General features: G+C 65.2%; 14 protein-coding genes. 9 read left to right on the top strand and 5 right to left on the bottom strand.

Annotated features, from left to right (window positions below):
- Positions 1-7: 7 nt before the first annotated feature.
- Positions 8-1,201 carry a LysM peptidoglycan-binding domain-containing M23 family metallopeptidase gene (locus G0A00_RS14515; RefSeq protein WP_164182551.1) on the top strand — a complete coding sequence of 398 codons (1,194 nt, stop codon included), beginning with the start codon at positions 8-10 and terminating at the stop codon, positions 1,199-1,201.
- Positions 1,202-1,298: 97 nt separating this feature from the next.
- Here G0A00_RS14515 and G0A00_RS14510 read toward each other — a convergent pair whose 3' ends face one another.
- Entirely contained in the window at positions 1,299-2,042 is a 744-nt protein-coding gene (locus tag G0A00_RS14510) for a hydratase (protein ID WP_235953110.1), read from the bottom strand.
- Positions 2,043-2,609: 567 nt separating this feature from the next.
- On the opposite strand from G0A00_RS14510, the gene cyoA reads away from it, so the two are divergent.
- The 5 genes from cyoA to G0A00_RS14485 are packed head-to-tail and all read left to right on the top strand — an operon-like array spanning position 2,610 to position 7,452.
- Positions 2,610-3,692: a ubiquinol oxidase subunit II gene (cyoA, locus tag G0A00_RS14505; protein ID WP_235953111.1), complete on the top strand. Its 1,083-nt coding sequence runs from the start codon at positions 2,610-2,612 to the stop codon at positions 3,690-3,692.
- Positions 3,682-5,679, top strand: a complete 1,998-nt coding sequence (cyoB, locus tag G0A00_RS14500) for a cytochrome o ubiquinol oxidase subunit I (RefSeq protein WP_164182553.1) — start codon at positions 3,682-3,684, stop codon at positions 5,677-5,679. The genes cyoA and cyoB overlap by 11 nt, the downstream gene beginning before the upstream one ends.
- Before the next feature lie 2 nt (positions 5,680-5,681).
- On the top strand, positions 5,682-6,305 hold the full coding sequence (gene cyoC / locus G0A00_RS14495) for a cytochrome o ubiquinol oxidase subunit III (protein ID WP_164182580.1): 624 nt from the start codon (positions 5,682-5,684) through the stop codon (positions 6,303-6,305).
- Positions 6,305-6,703 (top strand): cytochrome o ubiquinol oxidase subunit IV, encoded by a 399-nt coding sequence (cyoD, locus tag G0A00_RS14490; protein ID WP_164182554.1) that lies wholly within the window; start codon positions 6,305-6,307, stop codon positions 6,701-6,703. The genes cyoC and cyoD overlap by 1 nt, the downstream gene beginning before the upstream one ends.
- Positions 6,703-7,452 carry an SURF1 family protein gene (locus tag G0A00_RS14485; RefSeq protein ID WP_164182555.1) on the top strand — a complete coding sequence of 250 codons (750 nt, stop codon included), beginning with the start codon at positions 6,703-6,705 and terminating at the stop codon, positions 7,450-7,452. Before cyoD ends, G0A00_RS14485 begins: the two co-directional genes overlap by 1 nt.
- Positions 7,453-7,535: 83 nt before the next feature.
- On the opposite strand, the gene G0A00_RS14480 is transcribed toward G0A00_RS14485, so the two are convergent.
- Entirely contained in the window at positions 7,536-8,225 is a 690-nt protein-coding gene (locus G0A00_RS14480; protein WP_164182556.1) for a fumarylacetoacetate hydrolase family protein, read from the bottom strand.
- Positions 8,226-8,414: 189 nt separating this feature from the next.
- Between G0A00_RS14480 and G0A00_RS14475 the strand changes: the two genes are divergently transcribed.
- Entirely contained in the window at positions 8,415-9,716 is a 1,302-nt protein-coding gene (locus tag G0A00_RS14475) for a replication-associated recombination protein A (RefSeq protein ID WP_164182558.1), read from the top strand.
- 297 nt (positions 9,717-10,013) lie between these two features.
- Entirely contained in the window at positions 10,014-12,032 is a 2,019-nt protein-coding gene (locus G0A00_RS14470) for an acyltransferase family protein (protein ID WP_164182560.1), read from the top strand.
- Positions 12,033-12,131: 99 nt separating this feature from the next.
- On the opposite strand, the gene G0A00_RS14465 is transcribed toward G0A00_RS14470, so the two are convergent.
- The 3 genes from G0A00_RS14465 to G0A00_RS14455 are packed head-to-tail and all read right to left on the bottom strand — an operon-like array spanning position 12,132 to position 16,277.
- On the bottom strand, positions 12,132-13,259 hold the full coding sequence (locus tag G0A00_RS14465) for a radical SAM protein (RefSeq protein WP_164182562.1): 1,128 nt from the start codon (positions 13,257-13,259) through the stop codon (positions 12,132-12,134).
- A gap of 49 nt (positions 13,260-13,308) precedes the next feature.
- Entirely contained in the window at positions 13,309-14,487 is a 1,179-nt protein-coding gene (locus tag G0A00_RS14460; protein WP_164182564.1) for a glycosyltransferase, read from the bottom strand.
- Positions 14,484-16,277, bottom strand: a complete 1,794-nt coding sequence (locus tag G0A00_RS14455; RefSeq protein WP_164182566.1) for an ABC transporter ATP-binding protein — start codon at positions 16,275-16,277, stop codon at positions 14,484-14,486. Before G0A00_RS14455 ends, G0A00_RS14460 begins: the two co-directional genes overlap by 4 nt.
- Before the next feature lie 291 nt (positions 16,278-16,568).
- Between G0A00_RS14455 and G0A00_RS14450 the strand changes: the two genes are divergently transcribed.
- Positions 16,569-17,612 carry a mitochondrial fission ELM1 family protein gene (locus tag G0A00_RS14450; protein WP_164182568.1) on the top strand — a complete coding sequence of 348 codons (1,044 nt, stop codon included), beginning with the start codon at positions 16,569-16,571 and terminating at the stop codon, positions 17,610-17,612.
- The last annotated feature ends 144 nt before the right edge of the window (positions 17,613-17,756 follow it).

The raw sequence follows: 17,756 nt of genomic DNA, 5'->3' as shown, positions 1-17,756 counted from the left end.
GAGACAGATGGACGACAGCCTCCGCAATTCCGCCGCCCGCCTCGCCGGGCCGCTGGCCGCAGCCGCCCTGCTGGCGGCCTGCTCGGGTCCGCTCGACTATGACATGCGCGGCCGCATGGGTGGCACGGTGGACACCTCGCAGGCGGCGCTCGCCGCCAGCACCGCCGACCGCCCCGCGCCCGACGCCCGCGGCGTGATCTCCTACCCCAACTATCAGGTGGCCGTGGCCCGCCGCGGCGACAGTGTCGCCGCCATCGCCAGCCGCGTCGGCCTGCCCGCGGGCGAGCTTGCGCGCTACAACGGCATGCAGGCGGACGATGTGCTGCGCGACGGCGAGGTGCTCGCCCTGCCGCGCCGCGTGGCCGAGCCCACCGGTGGCAACGTCGATATCGCCACACTGGCCGGGAACGCCATCGACAGCGCCCCCACCACGACGCCGTCGCGCGCCACCACCGTCACCTCCTCGACGCTGGCCCCCGCGCCCACCGGCAGCACCGCAGCCACCGGTACCGAGCCGATCCGCCACAAGGTGCAGCGCGGCGAGACCGCCTATACCATCGCCCGTCTCTACGGTGTGACGCCGAAGTCGCTGGGCGAATGGAACGGGCTCGACGCCAATTTCACCCTGCGCGAAGGCCAGTATCTGCTGATCCCCGTGGTCGAGGAACAGGGCACCCGCGCCGAGCGCGTGACCGTCTCGCCGGGGAGCGGCTCGCCGACGCCGCAGCCGCCCTCTGCCAGCCAGCCGCTGCCGCAGGACGAGCCCTCGCGCGCGGTGCAGACCGCCAGCGCCGCAAGCACCCCCGCCAAGCCGGTCGCCGACATCGGGCAAGCCGCCGCGACCAGTTCCAACGCGGTGATGGCGATGCCGGTGAACGGCTCGATCGTGCGCGAGTATTCGAAGGGCAAGAACGAGGGGATCGACATCTCGGCCCCAGCGGGCAGCGCCGTGAAGGCCGCAGCCAGCGGCACCGTCGCGGCGATCACCCGCAACACCGAGAACGTGCAGATCGTGGTCATCCGTCACGCCGACGAGCTGCTGTCGATCTACACCCATCTCGACGGGCTGCAGGTCAAGAAAGGCGATGCGGTGAGCCGTGGCCAGACCATCGGCTCGGTCCGCGCCGCCGACCCCGCCTTCCTGCACTTCGAGGTTCGCAAGGGGTTCGACAGCGTCGATCCGATGACCTACCTGCGCTGAGCGCCGCCTGAGCCCAGCCTGAGCCCAGACCCACCCAAAGCAAAAGGCCCGGCAATCGCCGGGCCTTTTTCCTTGTCGCCTTGGGCGCGTGGCCTGCTCAGGCCAGCGTCACGGAAACCTCGCCCAGCCCCTCGATACGGCCCGACACCTCGGTCCCGGCAGGGAAATAGGGCAGCCCGCAGAGCGAGCCGGTGATCACCACCTGCCCCGGCTGCAGACCGCCGCAGTGATCGCCCAGCACCTCGCAGAGCAGCCCGAGGTTGGCCAGCGCCGAACCTCCGGGCACCGTCGCCTCGCCGTCCAGCAGGCGCGTCTCGCCCGCATCGCACCACCCCGCCACGGTGCCAAAATCGCTGCCGTCCCAATCTTCGAGTCGCGGACCGAGCACCATGCCCGCGTTGATCTGCATATCCGCCAGCTTCAGCGCCGGATCGGAGGCCGCTTCGCCCTCAAGACGGGTGTCCACCAGTTCGATCACCACGCGCGGCGCGAAATACTCTTGCACCGGCTCGGGCAGGCCCGCGGCGGGCAGCGGCTTTAAAAGCTCGAAGCCCACTTCCAGCTCGATGCCCAGCTGATCGCGGGTCTTCGCCACCCCGCCGCTGGCCACCACATCGGCTGCAGCAATAGGTGCCACGGTGGGAGCAAGCGCGCCCGTCCCGGCCCCGACCTTGAACCCTGCGACTGCGCCGCGCGCCTCGGAGACGGCCTGCTGCACGGCAAGACATTCGGCACGGTCACGCGGCAGCGCCATGCCGGTCTCGGGCACGAACCGCTGCCCGGAGGCGTGAGATTGCTGCAGTGCGGCGGCAAAGGCGGTGATCTGGGGGGCTTCGGACAAGGCAGGCGCTCCTGTGGGCATGGGTCTGTGTCATGCGGCCCTGCTGCTGCGGTCCGCTTGAAGCTGGCTTAGACCATTCCCAAAGGGCAGCCAAGCGCCGGCGAATCCTTGCCGGTATGGCCGGCGCAGTTGCGGGAACCCGCAGGTCATTTGCGCATCTTTCGCCGCCGAAGCCACGCAAGTCGTGGTGGGACTTGTTCAATTTTTTGTGTCAGTTTTACCGGCGAAAACTTCGCAAGCTGCAGATGACGGCAAGGAATTGCCGGTTTCGCGATGCTGCAGCCGCGAGAAAATCGTGCGGCTTTCCGCATGTTTTCGCTAGAAAGTACGCACTTTCCCGGTCTATTTCCAGCGCGCGCGGTGAACGAGTCGCCGCGCCGCACGTTCCGTCACGGATAGCTGATCGGCAAATATGTGCGACGGAATGACCTATTCGGTTCGCGCTCGCAGCATTCTACGCGCGTGCCACCTTTACCGGACGCGCCCGTGCTGAGTGCGCCCGAACTCTTCTCCCGGGCTGGCCTCCTCCTCTCACTCCGTCAGCCCGGAAAGACTTGCGAGGCTGACTTGAGACTATCGTTCAAAATTCCGATCCTGCTGGGAGCGGTCGCGAGCCTGTCGGCATGCCAGTACGACGTGCTTGCACCGTCGGGCTGGGTGGCCGCCGAGCAGCGTGATCTGCTGGTCATTTCGACCCTGCTCATGCTGATCGTGATCATCCCGGTCATTTTCATGGCCGTGTGGTTCCCGCTGCGCTACCGCGCAGACCGCCCCGATCAATCCGACTACGCCCCCAACTGGTCGCACTCCACCCGTCTGGAGTATGTGCTGTGGGGCGTGCCGATCATCATCGTCGCCATCCTTGGCGTCTACACCTACATCTACACCCACCGTCTCGACCCGTACCGTCCGCTCGAAGCGACGGAGATCGGCACCGAGATCGGCGAGCCGCTCGAAGTTGAGGTCGTGTCCCTCGACTGGAAATGGCTGTTCATCTACCCCGAGCTGGGCGTCGCCTCGGTGAACGAACTGGCGGTTCCCGCCGGTCGTCCGCTGAACCTGCGCCTGACCTCCTCGACCGTGATGACCACCTTCTCGGTCCCCGCGCTCGGCGGCATGATCTACACCATGGCCGGCATGGAGACGAAGCTGCACCTCATCGCAGACGAAGAAGGCACCTTCTTCGGTCAGGCCGCGCACTACAACGGCCCGGGCTTTGCCGAAATGCACTTCGACACCGAGTCGATGAGCGATGCCGACTTCGACCAGTGGGTCGAGAAAGCCCGCGCATCGGATGACGCGCTGACCCGCGACGCCTACCTCGAGCTCGAAAAGCCGACGATGGATGCTGACGTGCAGTACTACAGCGCTGTCGACGACGGCCTCTTCGACCGCATCCGCGGCCTCTGCGTCGAGCAGGGCAAGGTCTGCATGGATCAGATGATGATGCAGGACGAACAGGGTGGCGGCGGCCTCGCTGGCATCGGCGACAAGCACAAGTATGAGTACGACGATCAGCGTGCAGTCGATGGTTTCGGCAACCTGATCGGCACGCCGTCCGAGCCTGCGGCACCGGCGCACGACACTCACGATGACAGCGACAAGCTGTCGATGAACACCCACGAGGGAGAGGCGCAGCATGGCAACTGAAGCACATGTCCAAGCCCCCGAGACCTGGTCGCCGATTTTCGGCCGGCTGACTCTCGACTGGATTCCGTACCACGAGCCGATCCTTGTCGGCACCTTCTCGGCCATCGTTCTGGGCGGCCTCGTCGCGCTGGTCCTGATGACCTACTTCAAGCTCTGGGGTCCGCTCTGGCGTGACTGGATCACCAGCGTCGACCACAAGAAGATCGGCATCATGTATATGGTGCTTGGCTTCATCATGTTCATCCGCGGCTTTGCCGACGCGCTGATGATGCGCGCGCAGCAGGCCATGGCGGCTGGCGGCGCCGAGGGCTACCTGCCCCCGCACCACTACGATCAGGTCTTCACTGCCCACGGCGTGATCATGATCTTCTTCGTGGCGATGGCCTTCATCACCGGCATCATGAACTACGTCATGCCGACGCAGATCGGTGCCCGCGACGTGGCCTTCCCCTTCCTGAACAACTTCTCGTTCTGGATGACGGTGGCTGGCGCGCTGCTGGTGAACATCTCGCTCTTCATCGGTGAGTTCGCACGTGTCGGCTGGCTGGCCTTCCCGCCGCTGTCGGGATCGGCCTTCTCCACCGGGCCGGGCGTCGACTACTACCTCTGGGCGCTGCAGATCGCCGGTGTGGGCACGACGCTTTCGGGCGTGAACCTGCTGGCAACCATCTTCAAGATGCGCGCCAAGGGCATGAAGCTCTTCGACATGCCGGTCTTCACCTGGACCGCGCTCTGCACCAACGTGCTCATCGTGGCAGCCTTCCCCGTGCTGACCGCCACGCTGACCATGCTGACGCTCGACCGTTACCTTGGCTTCCACTTCTTCACCAACGATCTTGGCGGCAACGCCATGATGTATGTGAACCTGATCTGGATCTGGGGTCACCCCGAGGTTTACATCCTGATCCTGCCGATCTTCGGCGTGTTCTCGGAGATCGTGCAGACCTTCTCGGGCAAGCCGCTCTTTGGCTACAAGACCATGGTCTGGGCGACCGCCTGCATTATGGTGCTGTCCTTCGTCGTGTGGCTGCACCACTTCTTCACCATGGGCTCCGGCGCCAATGTGAACACCTTCTTCGGCATCACCACGATGATCATCGCGGTGCCCACCGGGGTTAAGGTCTTCAACTGGCTGTTCACCATGTACAAGGGCCGCGTGCGCTTCGAAGTGCCGATGCTCTGGACCACCGGCTTCATCGTGACCTTCGCCATCGGCGGCATGACCGGTGTTCTGCTGGCGGTTCCGCCGGTCGACTTCCAGCTGCACAACACGCTGTTCCTCATCGCCCACTTCCACAACGTCATCATCGGCGGCGTGGTGTTCGGGGTCTATGCCGCCGTCACCTTCTGGTGGCCCAAGGCCTTCGGCTTCAAGCTGGACGACAAATGGGGACGCCGCACCTTCTGGTTCTGGTGCATCGGCTTCTATTTCGCCTTCATGCCGCTCTATGCGCTCGGCCTGATGGGCGTGACCCGCCGTCTGCAGAGCTACATGGATCAGGCGTGGCAGATCTACTTCATCATCGCCGCCTTCGGCGCGGTGCTGATCGCCATTGGTATCGCCTGCGGCTTCATCAACTTCGCCGTGTCGATCATGCGGCGCAAGGAACTGGCCTGCGGCAACGACCCGTGGGATGCGCGCACCCTCGACTGGGCAACCCAGTCGCCGCCCGCAAACTACAACTTCCCGCAGGACGTGGTGGTCACCGGCCGCGACGCCTTCTGGAAGATGAAGCAGGACGGCTTCAAGTGGTCCACCAGCTACCACGACATCCACATGCCGAATAACACGGCCACCGGCGTCATCGTCGCCGCCATGGCTCTGGTCTTCGGTTTCGCGATGATCTGGTACATCTGGTGGCTCGCCGCGATCTCGTTCATCGGCATGATCGCGACCACCATCGCGCATACCTTCAACTACAATCAGGATCACTGGATCCCGGCGGCAACCGTCGCTGAAAAAGAAGCGAAGGGAGGTGCAGCATGACCATGCTTGACACTCCGCTGACCGGACGAGTGGAGGGGCCTGCGGGCCCCGACCACCACCCCGATCATCACCACGAGAGCCCCACGCCCATCGGGTTCTGGATCTACCTGATGAGCGACTGCATCATCTTCGCATCGCTCTTCGCGACCTATGCGGTGCTGGGCAACAACTTCGCCGGCGGTCCGGGTCCGAAAGACCTGTTCGAGCCGGGCTTCGTGGCCATCGAGACGGCGCTGCTGCTGTTCTCCTCGGTCACCTTCGGCGTTGCCATGCTGAAGGCGGAAAAGCACGACATGGACGCCACCACCCTGTGGCTGGTGATCACCGGCGTGCTGGGCCTCGGCTTCATCGGGATGGAAGTCTACGAATTCCGTCACCTGATCCACATCGGCGCGGGCCCTGACCGTTCGGGCTTCCTGTCGGCCTTCTTCCTGCTGGTCGGCACCCACGGTCTGCACGTGACCGCAGGCCTGATCTGGCTCTGCGTGCTGATCGCCCAGATCCGCATGAAGGGCATGATCCCGGCCAACATGCAGCGCCTCTCGACGCTGAGCATGTTCTGGCACTTCCTCGATCTGGTTTGGATCGGGGTGTTCTCCTTCGTCTATCTGGTGAGGTTGATCTGATGAGCGCACATTCCGAAGCATCGCACGGCACCATGGGCACGCTGATGACCGGTTTCGCCCTCGCGGTGATCCTCAGCGTCATCCCCTTCGCGCTGGTCATGATGGAAAGCGACATGTCGCGGACCTGGCTGATCGCCATCATCATGGGTCTGGGCGCGATCCAGATCATCGTTCACCTGGTGTATTTCCTGCACCTCAAGAGCGACAATGAAGGCGGCTGGACCATGGCAGCCACCGTTCTTGCGGTGGTCATCGTCGGCATCGTTCTGGCAGGCTCGCTCTGGGTCATGCACAACATGAACGCCAACATGATGCCGATGAGCGAAGGCAACATGGTGATGGATTCCGAAGCCACGCCGGGCGCAAGCATGTCCGGCGGCCACGAAGGTCACAACTGATGAGCGCGGCGGCGGCGCATAAGCCCGGCGCGCAGCGCCGCCGCTGGCCGCTCATCATTGCGGTCACACTGGTGGCACTGGCGGCTCTCGTCGGTTTCACCTCGCTGGCGATCTGGCAGGTTCAGCGCCTGCACTGGAAGGTCGCCCTTATCGAGAGGGTCGAGGCGCGCGTCCATGCCGCGCCCGTCCCCGCCCCCGTCCCGGACGACTGGGCCGGGATCACCGCCGAGAGCGCCGAATACCTCCATGTCTCTCTGAGCGGCACCTTCCTCAACGAAGAGGAAGTACAGATTTACACCCCCGCCGACTTCGGCCCCGGCTATTGGATCCTGACCCCGCTGCGCCGCGACGACGGCACCGTGGTGATGGTCAACCGCGGGCTGGTGCCGGAGCGGCTGAAAAACCCCGCCACGCGCGACGCGCCCGAGGGCAAACAGACGGTCACCGGCCTGCTGCGCATCTCGGAAAGCGAGGGCTGGCTCTTCTCGCGCGACAATGACCCCGAGAATGGCCAATGGTACCGCCGCGACATCGGCTCGATCACCTCGGCTAAAGGCTTCGAGAAGGCCGCGCCCTATTTCGTCGATCAGGACATGGGCGATGACGCGCAGGCATGGCCGCGCGGCGGGCAGACGGTCGTCAGCTTCCGCAATGCGCATCTGAGCTACGCGCTCACATGGGCCGGTCTGGCCCTGATGATGATCGCCGCCTGGGCGCTGTTCATCTGGACGGAATTCCGCAGACGCTGACACGCCGCGCTGGCAGAGAGACCAAAACAAAAGCGCCAGCCCTCGGGCTGGCGCTTTGTCGTTTCGGACCTGCGAGGCCCGGCTCAGCCGATGCTGATCTCCAGCGGTGCCAGACCCTCGATCTCGACCACACAGGTATCGCCGCGTTCCAGCGCGCTGACCCCAGCGGGTGTGCCGGTGTAGATGAGGTCCCCCGCCTTCAATTCGACCAGCCCCGAGAGGTAAGCGATCACCTCGGGCACCGACCAGATCATCTGCGCCATATCGCCGTTCTGCCGCTCTTCGCCGTTCACCGCCAGCCGCAGCCTGCCCTTGTCCAGATGGCCGACCTGCGCCACCGGATGCACCGGACCGCAGACGGCGGCATAGTCGAACCCTTTGGCCATGGTCCACGGGCGGCCCTTCTTCTTGGCCTCGGCCTGCACGTCGCGGCGCGTCAGGTCGATGCCCGCGGCATAACCCCAGACACACTCCAGCGCCTTGTCCTCGGGGATATCGACACCGCCCTGCCCCAGCGCGACGACCAACTCGCCCTCGTGGTGCAGATCGGCGGTCGCGGGCGGATAGGGAATGGCGTCCCCCGCCTCGGCGATCGTGTCGATCGGCTTGTCGAAGAAGAACGGCGGCTCGCGGTCGGGATCATGGCCCATTTCGCGCGCGTGCTCGGCGTAGTTGCGCCCGACGCAGAAGATGCGGCGCAGCGGAAAACGCGCCTCGCTGCCTGCAACGGCAACACTGGGGGTTTCTTGCGGGGCAAAGACATAATCGGTCATCGGGCACTCCTTAGATGGGCGTCGAGAAAGGGCGTACCGTTGCGCACGCCAAGTTGCGGAAATGTCTAGCAGGTCGGCGCGCGAAGGACAGAGGCTACAACCAAGATTGATATGCCGATCAGCCCGCATTTGCCCGCCCCGGCGTGATCTGCTAGCGCATCAAGCAACGCCCGCAGATGAGGCCAGAGCATGAGCGATCTTTTCGACACCGGCCCCCGGCTTGGCCGCACCCCACTGGCCGCTGCGCTGCGCCCCGAGACGCTGGACGACATCATCGGCCAGCCCAAGCTGGTGAAACCGGGCTCTATCCTGCGCCGCCGGATCGCGGCGAACGCGCTCGGCAGTCTGATCCTCTACGGCCCGCCGGGCATCGGCAAGACCACCATCGCCCGCGCGGTGGGCAATATGCTGGGCAAGGAGTTCCGCCCGCTGCACGCCACCCGCGACGGGGTGAAGGAATTGCGCAAGATCGCCGACGAGGCGCGCATCCGTCCGCTGCTGATCTTCGTCGACGAGGTGCACCGGTTCTCGGCCACGCAGGCGGACGACCTGCTGTCGATCTGCGAGGAAGGCACCGCCGATTTCGTCGGCGCCACCACCGGCAACCCCTATCACGCGCTGCCGCCCGCGCTGGTCTCGCGCTCGACCATTCTCAAGCTTGAGCCGCTGAGCATCGAAGAGATGGAAGAGGTCGTGCAGCGCGGTGTCGACCATCTGGCGGCGCAGGGCATCAAGGTCAGTCTGCGGCCCGAGCAGCGGCGGCTCATCGCCGGGCGTTCGGGCGGCGACGCGCGGCGCGCGCTGACCACGCTCGAAAGCTTGGCTGTCGGACATGACGGCGCGGTCACCATCAGCGACGAGATGATCGCCGAGGCTTATGAGGCGGCGGCGATCAACCACGACCGCTCGGGCGATCAGCATTACGACGTGGTGTCGGCCTTCGTGAAATCCATGCGCGGCTCGGACCCCGACGCGACGCTCTATTGGCTGGCGCGGCTGATCCATGGCGGCGAAGACCCGCGCTATATCGCCCGGCGGATCATGATCCACGCCTCCGAGGACGTGGGCCTTGCCGACAATACCGCGCTGCAGACCGCCGTCGCCGCCGCGCAGGCGGTCGAGAAGATCGGCTATCCCGAGTGCCAGCTTATCCTCGCCCATGCGGCGCTGCATGTGGCGCGCGCGCCGAAATCGGGTTCGGTGACGCGCGGCATCGGCGCGGCGCTCGGCCATGTCACCAGCGCGCCGCCTGCTGCGGTGCCGCTTTATCTGCGCGACGCTCATTACAAGGGCGCCGAGAGCCTTGGCCATGTGGGCTATAAATTCCCCCATGACGACCCACGCGGCTGGGTCGAACAGGAATACGCTCCGGGCGTGGCGCAGGGCGCCTTCTACCAGAGCGACGCCCGCGACGCCGCCACCTTCGAAAAGCGCGCCGATGCCTTCTGGGAGGCGCTGACCGGGCACCCGCAACCGCGCCGCCGTTTCTGACAAAACCGGAGATTTCGCCTTATTTTCGGACCCCCTCACACTCTATGCGTGCGAGGTGCGCGGAAAATTCAGCTATATCTCTGGGCATCGGCAGCCGAGACCGGCGCAGAAGCAGGCAGAGCCCCGAGTTCCGCCAATGACACAGACACGTGGTTAACCCAGCGCAATGCGCTCGCTATAATAGTGGTGTTTCAGACGCGACGATTCGGGTCGCATGTATCTTTTGACCAATCGGGCTGCGGTGTTTTTGCGGCCACCAATTTTAAGTATTTTTCATTTAGATCGGGGCTTTTCCTGATGAAGTATCGTTCGGAAATCGACGGCCTGCGAACAGTTGCGGTGCTGCCGGTCATCCTCTTTCACGCTGGTGCAGAGCTTTTCAGTGGTGGTTTCGTCGGCGTCGATATTTTCTTCGTCATCAGCGGCTATCTCATCACCACCATCATCATGGACGAACTGGAACGCGGCGATTTCAGCATCCTGCGGTTCTACGAGCGTCGCGCCAAGCGTATCCTTCCTGCGCTCTTCGTGGTCTGCATCGTGTCGCTGGTGCTGGCGTGGCTGCTGTTGCAGAGCCGGGATTTCACCGACTTCTGCCGCAGCCTCGTTGCGGTGGCGTCCTTCTCCTCGAACATTCTGTTCTGGATGGAGGCCGATTATTTCGACACGGCAGCCGAGCTCAAACCCATGCTCCACACGTGGAGCCTTGCGGTGGAAGAGCAGTTCTACATCTTCTTTCCGCTTCTTCTGATGGCGCTCTGGCGGTTCGGCCACAAGACGCTGGTCTGGAGCCTCGGGATCATCTGCCTTGGCAGCCTCGCGCTGGCGCAATGGCAAGTCAGTCATGCGCCCATGGCCGCCTTCTTCCTGCTGCCCGCTCGCGCGTGGGAGCTTGGCATCGGCGCGATGTGCGCCTTTTATCTGCGCAGCGGTCCGGCGGCACTGGGAACGGGGGCACTGGGATCGGGAACGCGCAACATCCTGTCTCTTGCCGGCCTTGGCCTCATTGCCTTCGCGATCTTTGGCTTCGACGCAGAGACCCCAACCCCGAGCCTCTCTACGCTCGCTCCCACGCTTGGCGCCGCGCTTATCATCCTCTTTGCCGCGCCCGGCACGCTGGCGCACCGGCTGCTCAGCCTGAAGCCGATGATCGGCATCGGTCTCATCTCTTACAGCGCCTACCTCTGGCACCAGCCGCTCATGGCCTTTGCGCGGCACAACGCGCTCTACGAGCCGCCTTGGTACGTGATGGCCGGGCTGATCGCGCTGACGCTTTTTCTGGCTTGGGCCAGTTGGAAATACATCGAAACGCCGGTGCGCAAGGCGCGTGTGCCGCGGCTGCGGGTGTTCACGCTAAGCGCCACTGGCATCACTGCCTTCATCGCGCTGGGGCTTTATGTGCACACCTATGACCGGCTCGATTTCCGCAGCGGCCAGTACAATGCGCTCGACCAGCGTATTTCGATGCTCAGCTACCAGAACGACAACAACAGCCTGCGGCTGGCCACATGGACCACCCTGCGCAGCTATGCGGACCAACTCGACTGCCTTGGCAACTGCAAGAACGGCAACAACCAGCGCAAATGGTTCGACGACGGCACCGATAAGCTGCGCCTGCTGCTGGTGGGCAATTCCCATTCGAAGGATATGTTCAACCTGCTCTATCTGAGCGACGAGGCCACAAGCCGGGTTCAGACGGCGCGGTTCAATGCGCAGATCGGCGAACTCACTCCGAAGAACCCGCTGTTCAAATCGGCCAACTACCGCGAAGCCGACGCGGTGATGATCATCACCCGTTTCGACGACCGGCGTGGCGACGTGAGCATCCTCAAAGACCTGTTGGCGCGGATGGAGGCCGATGGCAAACGGGTCATCATCGTCAAAAGCATCTTCGAGTTCCCCACCTACCTTGGTGGCAAATGGACCATCTTCGACAAGGTCGTGCATGAGGCCTATGCCGAAGGTCTCACGGATGGCGCGACGATCGCCGCACGCTCGAACACCGAATATTTCGATGTGTACAAGAGCGGCGAGCAGGACGAGCGGGTGATCGACGCCAATGCCGAGATCGACCGGCTCGCCGCCGAGGACCCCGGCCTGATCGTGCTCGACCGAATGGATTACATCTGTGCCGACGCTCAGAAGACCTGCTACTCGGCCAATGAGACGCTAGAGAAATACTTCCCCGACTATGGCCACCACACGATGGCCGGGGCCGAGTTCTTCAGCGACAGGATCGACGCCACCGGCTGGCTCGCCCCGGTGCTGGCGCTGGCCGACGAAAAACGCCGGGCGCGTCAGGCCGCGATCCAGTAACGCGCCCCAATCAAGAGGCAAAAGGCCGGTCCCAAAGGACCGGCCTTCGCCATGGCGCAGCCGCGCCGCTCATGGGCCTCTCAGGGGCGGCAGCCTAGCTCAGCTCGGCGTGTAGAGCGCCCGCGATTGCCGGTGCAGGTTCACCCGCTTGTCATAGCCGCAGTTGCAGTTCGGGCAGTTGAGGTTGAACGCATCGCGCGAGAACTGCTTGTGCTTTTCGGTGAACAGCATCTCGGTCAGCCGCTGCTTGTGCAGATCGCCCATCTTGAAGGTCACAAAACACAGCTGCACCGTGCCATCCGGTCCGATCCACAGCATGTCGTAGCTGGTGCAGGGCAAGCGCATCTTCTCTTTGCGGATCAGCCAGTCGGGGATCGAGCGGATGCCGCGCTCGGTGTTGCGGATGAGGTCGGGCTCCTTTTTCTTGACCTCAAGCAACATCCCGGCGATCTCTTCGAGCAGCGGCCGGTCTTCTTCTTCGAACCAGAACGGCTGGTTGTCGCTGGCACCGTCCTTCTTGACGAAATAGGGCAGCGAATAGTGGATCAGGTTGATGTAGATCTGCATGTCCAGATCGCGGGCGAATTGCAGCGTGTCCCGCACCGTCTCGGGCTTGCCGGTGCCGCGCATCAACAGCCAGTCGAGGCTCATCGGCAACTTGTCCGAATTGTAGCGCCGACGGGTGGCGGTGAGCGATTTCTTCACCAACTCGAACGAGCCTTTGCGCTGCACGTACTCGTCATAGTCATCGCCCAGCCCATAAAGGCCGACCGAGACCTTCTTAAGCCCGGCCTCGACCAGCTTGTCGATCTTCTTGTCCAGCAGCAGCCCGTTGGTGGTGACATACATATTCAGACCGCGCTCGCGGATGCGCGCCACGAATTTGTCGAGGTCCCGATGCAGCAGCGGCTCGCCGCCATAAAGACGGATGTTGCCGATCCCCATTTCCTTGCAATCGTCGATCAGCTGCTTGCCGATCTCCCACGGCAGTTGCGTGCCATGCATGAAGTCCCGGCCATAGCAGCAGGCACCGCAGCGCAGGTTGCAGTTCGACGTGAGGCTCAGGAACACCTCATGCGGCGCCGGGCGGACCACTTTGTCCGACATTTGCGCGAGCGAGAAATGCGCCCGGCGCACCTGCTCTTTCACCGCTTTGGCAGGCGCATAAAGCGGCGATCCCTGCAGCACCGACTTGACGCTTCTTTCGATCTTATTCGTGTTCGGCATAGTGTCCCCCTCCTCCGGGTAGCTGGATGCCCTCTCGTCTTCGATCAGTTCAGTGGTTTGGATAGGGGCTGCCTCGCGGTGCCCCGCCGGGGCGGAAATCCCCGGCGACGACGCGGCGATAGTGCCGCGCCAGCGCCGCGCTCCAATCCTCGACCCGGTGCGCACGCAACACCCGTGCCCGCGCCGCAAGCCCCAGACGCTGCCGCAGCACCGCGTCTGCCGCGAGTTCGGCCATGGCTGCCGCGAGCGCGGCCGCATCCCCCGGTGGAACGCGCCGCCCGGTGGTGTCATCGAGCACCGAAAAGGCACTGCCCGCCGGCGTGGCAATCGCGGGCAGCGCGTGGCTCATTGCCTCCAGCAGCGCGATCGACAGCCCCTCGGCGCGCGAGGCGCTGAGATAGATGTCATGACGCGCCAGCAACTCCGGCACGTCGTCGCGCGCCCCCAGAAAGCTCACATGGCCCTCGAGCCCCGCCGCCCGTGCCTCGAGCGCGCCGCGCGCCGCCCCGTCGCCGACGATCGACAGGCGAAACGCCGCGCCCTGCCCCGCCAGAAGCCGCGCCGCCTCGATCACCGTGCCGACGCCCTTCTCCGGCGACAGCCGTCCAACCACCAGAAACCGCGCCGGGACTTCCGCTGTCCTGCCCTCGGCGCGGCGTGCCAGAACCGCGCTGAGGTCTGGCGGCGGCGGCGCGGGGTTGGGCACGACCGCAATCGGCAGCGCCCCAAGCCTCGGGCGGTTGTCACTGGCGACGCTGTCGGCACAGGCGATCGCCCCGCGCGCAAGGCCGCGCAGCGCAAGGCTCTCGGCCCGCGCGTGGTAGCCGCCGCCCGGATGCGGCAGATGCAATCCGCCCAGCACCGGCACCCCCGCCAGCGCCCCGGCGGGCGGCGTCAGCGTATTTGCAAGCCGCAGATGCGCATGTGCCAGTTGGATGCCGCCGCGCCGCAGCGCCCGCGCCAATCGCAGCACCTGCCCGGCCGCACCGCCTCGCCCCTTTGGCACGAAGCGCACCTCGGCCCCAGCCTGCCGCAGCCGGTCGGCATAGGGCGTCGCACAGGGCGGTGAGAGAACGTAGACGCGCAGCGCCAGCCCCGCCCGCGCCTGACACTCGGCGAGATAGACCAGCAGTTCCTGCGTGCCGCCCCACTGCAGGTTTCCGATCACCTGCGCGACGCGCAGCACCGGCGCGTCGTCTTTGCCGGATTGGCGCAGGGCGCCGGTCATGTGGCGGCCCGGTGAAAGGCGTGGAATTTCGACTCGCGTCCGGTCAGTTCCTCATGGCTGCCGACCTCGAGCACCCGCCCGCCGCCGATCACATAGATCAGGTCGCAATTGCGCACGGTGCTCAGCCGGTGCGCGACGATCACCACGGTCATCCTGCCGCGCAGCGTCTGCACCGCCGCTGTCAGTTCCGCCTCGCTGATCGTGTCGAGCGCGCTGGTCGACTCGTCCATCACCAGCAGCGACGGGTCGCGGAACATCGCCCGCGCGATGCCGATGCGCTGGCGCTGACCGACCGACAGGCTCTGGCCGCGCTCGGCCAGCGGCGTGTCATAGCCCTCGGGCAGTTCGGCGATGAGCCCATCCAGCCCAGCAAAACCGCCCGCCCGCCGCAGCGCTGCGTCCCGATCACCGGGGGCGGTGCTGCCAAAGGCGATATTGTCGCCGATGGTGCCTTCGATCATGCAGATATCCTGCGGCACATAGGCCACCGATGCGCGCCAGCGCGCCAGATTGGCACCGTCGATCTTTGTGCCGTCGATCATCAGACTGCCGCTGCCGGGGGTGATCAGCCCGGTCAGCATGTCGAGGATGGTGCTCTTGCCCGCCCCTGTCGCCCCGACCACGCCGACGATGGTTTTCGCCGGGACCAGCATGTCGAGCCCCTCGATCAGCGGGCGCGTTCCGTCGGGATAGGCATAGCTGACGTCCCGCAGCTCCAGCGTCTCGTCGAGTGGCAGCCCGGCCCCCGCTACCGGCTCCGAGAGCGGCATCGCCTCGGTCGCGGCAAGATCGGCATGGAGTTCGTCCAGCGCGGGCAGATCGCCGCGCAGCGCGGCGGCGGCAGCATAGATGCGCTGCAGCGCCGGAAACAGCCGCGCCGCGGCAAAGGCGTAAAGCGCGACCAGCGGCAGCGCGTTGCTGCCCTCGCCCTCTTCGATCAGGGTCCAGATCACCAGAAGGATCATCGTGCCGAAGGTCAGCACCTCGAGGATCGACTTGGGAATGTCGCGCAGCAGATCGGCGGTGGTGGTGGCCTCGGCGCGGCGGCGGAAACTGCGCTCGAACCGCTCGAGATAGCTGCGCTCCATGCCGTAGAGCTTTACCTCGCGCGAGCCCGACAGCGCCTCGCTCAGCAGCCGTGCGGTCTCACGCGTGGCGCCCATGCGTTCGGCCCCGACCCGTCGCATCGGCCCGCGCACCAGCGCGAAGATCGCGCCATATCCGCAACCAAGCAGAAGCGCCATGGTCAGCGCCGCGCGCGGCTCCACAACCAGCAGCATGATCGCCAGCGATACGGCCGTGCTGATCCCGGTCAGCAGCCGGACGGAGTTCATCATCACCCCGTTCACCACCCGCTCGACCTCGGTCTGGATGTTGGCGACCAGTTCCGCAGAGTGGCGCTTTCGCCGCCGGTCGAGCGGCACCCGCATGTAGCGCGCCACCAGCCGGGACGCGAGGCTGACGCTCTGATGCCGCACGAAGCCGCGCAGGAAATAAAAGCCCCAGATGCGGAACAGGATGGCCACGCTGAGCATCACCAAGGAACTGAGCGCCAGCGCGATCAGAAAGCCGGTGTTGCCGGAGAAGCCGAGCCAGTCGTGCAGCGCGCTGAGCGTCGGGTGGCTGAGTGCGGCCTGCGGATCGGCGGCAACCATCAGGAACGGCGCGATCGACAGCACCGCCGCCATATCCCCCAGCCCCATGCCAATGCTGACCGCGAACACCAGCCACAGGCGGCGGCGAGCCTCCGGATCGAGAAGAAACAGAATGCGTTCTATGGTTCTGCCCAAAAACACTCTCCCGAGAAATACTCGTGCGGGCGGATCATTTGAAAATCTGAGTTGAAGAAAAACGTCGCCGCAAAGTCCCTAAAATGGACCGTGTCTGCGGTGAAAAACACTTACATCCAATGCATGGCCAGCATGCCTGACGCGTAACCTGCCGCAAGAAAATTTCCGCTCACGCGCATGTATCGGCAAGTTTACGCTACATGAGCAAACCCCTCCGCATCGAAATTGCCCCAGACACACCCAGACGCGCCCGGCGCTTGCCAGGCGCAATGGCTTGGCTAAGCTTACACCATGACGCCGAAGGACAGCGCTCCGCCCACACAGACCCAGCCACAGGTCCTCTGCCTGACCACGGGAGAGGGCGGAACCCTCGCGCAGGCGCTGGGTCTGGCCGAGGCGCTGCAACGGCACGCGGGCGCGCATCTTATCGAGCGCCGCTTCGCCATCCGCCGCTGGGCCAGACGTCTGCCCGCCGCGGGCTGGCACCGGGCCAGCAGCGTTCTTCCCTTCTGGCCAGAGGTCGCCTTGCAGGGCGGTGCCGCGCTTTTCGCGCCGCTGCCCGGACGCGGCCCCGTGGCAGTGATCGGAGCCGGACGCCACGCCGCACCGCTGGTGCTGGAATTGACCCGGCGGTTGCGCGGTGCCGGGCGGCGTGTGGCCTCGGTGATGGTGCTGGACCCCGATCTGCCCTTCAACCTTTTCGACGCGGTTGTGCTGCCGCAGCACGACGGGCTGAGCGGGCCCAACGTGCTGCCGGTGTTGGGCTCTTTGGGACGGATCACCGCGATCAGCATCACGCAAGAGGCCGCGCGGCAGGCACCGCGGTTCGCCCATCTGCCGCAGCCCCGCCTTGCGGTGCTGATCGGTGGCCCGGCCCGCGAGGTCACATGGACCGAGGCCGACAGCGCACGGCTCGAACAGCGCCTCGGCGCTCTGGTCGCCGCAGGTTGGTCGCTGATGATCACCCCGTCGCCCCGCAGCGATCCGGCGCTCGTCAAACGGCTGCGGCACACTTTGCCGGAGGGCAGATGTTGGATCTGGGACGGGCTGGGCGAGAACCCCTATCCGGCGATCCTCGGGCTGGCGAAGGCGGTTCTTGTGACCGAGGATTCGGTCAACATGGTGTCGGAAGCCGCCGCCAGTGGGCGACCCGTGCACGCCTTCCGCCTGTCTGGCCGCCACCCCAAGATGGACCGGTTTCACGCGGCGATGCTCGCCCAAGGCGCGGTCCGAGACTATGACGGGGCGATCGGCGACTGGAGCTATAGGCCGCTGGCCGAGACCGATCGCATCGCCGCCCTTCTGGCCGCCCGCCATCTGACGCCCGCCATCTGACGCCCACATGAGCGGTCGGGCCCGCGCTTGCTCTGGCCACGTCCGGGGCACCAGAGGCGCGGACCATCTGGCTCAATCCGCAGCCGCCTGAGACTGGTTCACCCGCTTCGACATCTCGGCATGGCTCTCGACCCGTTCCGAGTA

The organism is Salipiger sp. PrR002 (assembly GCF_010500775.1).
GTDB lineage: Bacteria > Pseudomonadota > Alphaproteobacteria > Rhodobacterales > Rhodobacteraceae > Salipiger.
The sequence above is the reverse complement of the archived record's forward strand: the minus strand, read 5'-3'. Positions and strand labels throughout refer to the sequence as shown.

Bases quoted from the DNA above. Each gene is read 5' to 3' on its own strand.
- G0A00_RS14470 (WP_164182560.1), top strand. From the start codon at position 10,014: ATGAAGTATCGTTCGGAAATCGACGGCCTGCGAACAGTTGCGGTGCTG.
- G0A00_RS14460 (WP_164182564.1), bottom strand. From the start codon at position 14,487: ATGACCGGCGCCCTGCGCCAATCCGGCAAAGACGACGCGCCGGTGCTG.
- G0A00_RS14485 (WP_164182555.1), top strand. From the start codon at position 6,703: ATGAGCGCGGCGGCGGCGCATAAGCCCGGCGCGCAGCGCCGCCGCTGG.
- cyoC (WP_164182580.1), top strand. From the start codon at position 5,682: ATGCTTGACACTCCGCTGACCGGACGAGTGGAGGGGCCTGCGGGCCCC.
- G0A00_RS14475 (WP_164182558.1), top strand. From the start codon at position 8,415: ATGAGCGATCTTTTCGACACCGGCCCCCGGCTTGGCCGCACCCCACTG.
- cyoD (WP_164182554.1), top strand. From the start codon at position 6,305: ATGAGCGCACATTCCGAAGCATCGCACGGCACCATGGGCACGCTGATG.
- cyoB (WP_164182553.1), top strand. From the start codon at position 3,682: ATGGCAACTGAAGCACATGTCCAAGCCCCCGAGACCTGGTCGCCGATT.
- G0A00_RS14515 (WP_164182551.1), top strand. From the start codon at position 8: ATGGACGACAGCCTCCGCAATTCCGCCGCCCGCCTCGCCGGGCCGCTG.
- G0A00_RS14450 (WP_164182568.1), top strand. From the start codon at position 16,569: ATGACGCCGAAGGACAGCGCTCCGCCCACACAGACCCAGCCACAGGTC.
- G0A00_RS14465 (WP_164182562.1), bottom strand. From the start codon at position 13,259: ATGCCGAACACGAATAAGATCGAAAGAAGCGTCAAGTCGGTGCTGCAG.
- G0A00_RS14480 (WP_164182556.1), bottom strand. From the start codon at position 8,225: ATGACCGATTATGTCTTTGCCCCGCAAGAAACCCCCAGTGTTGCCGTT.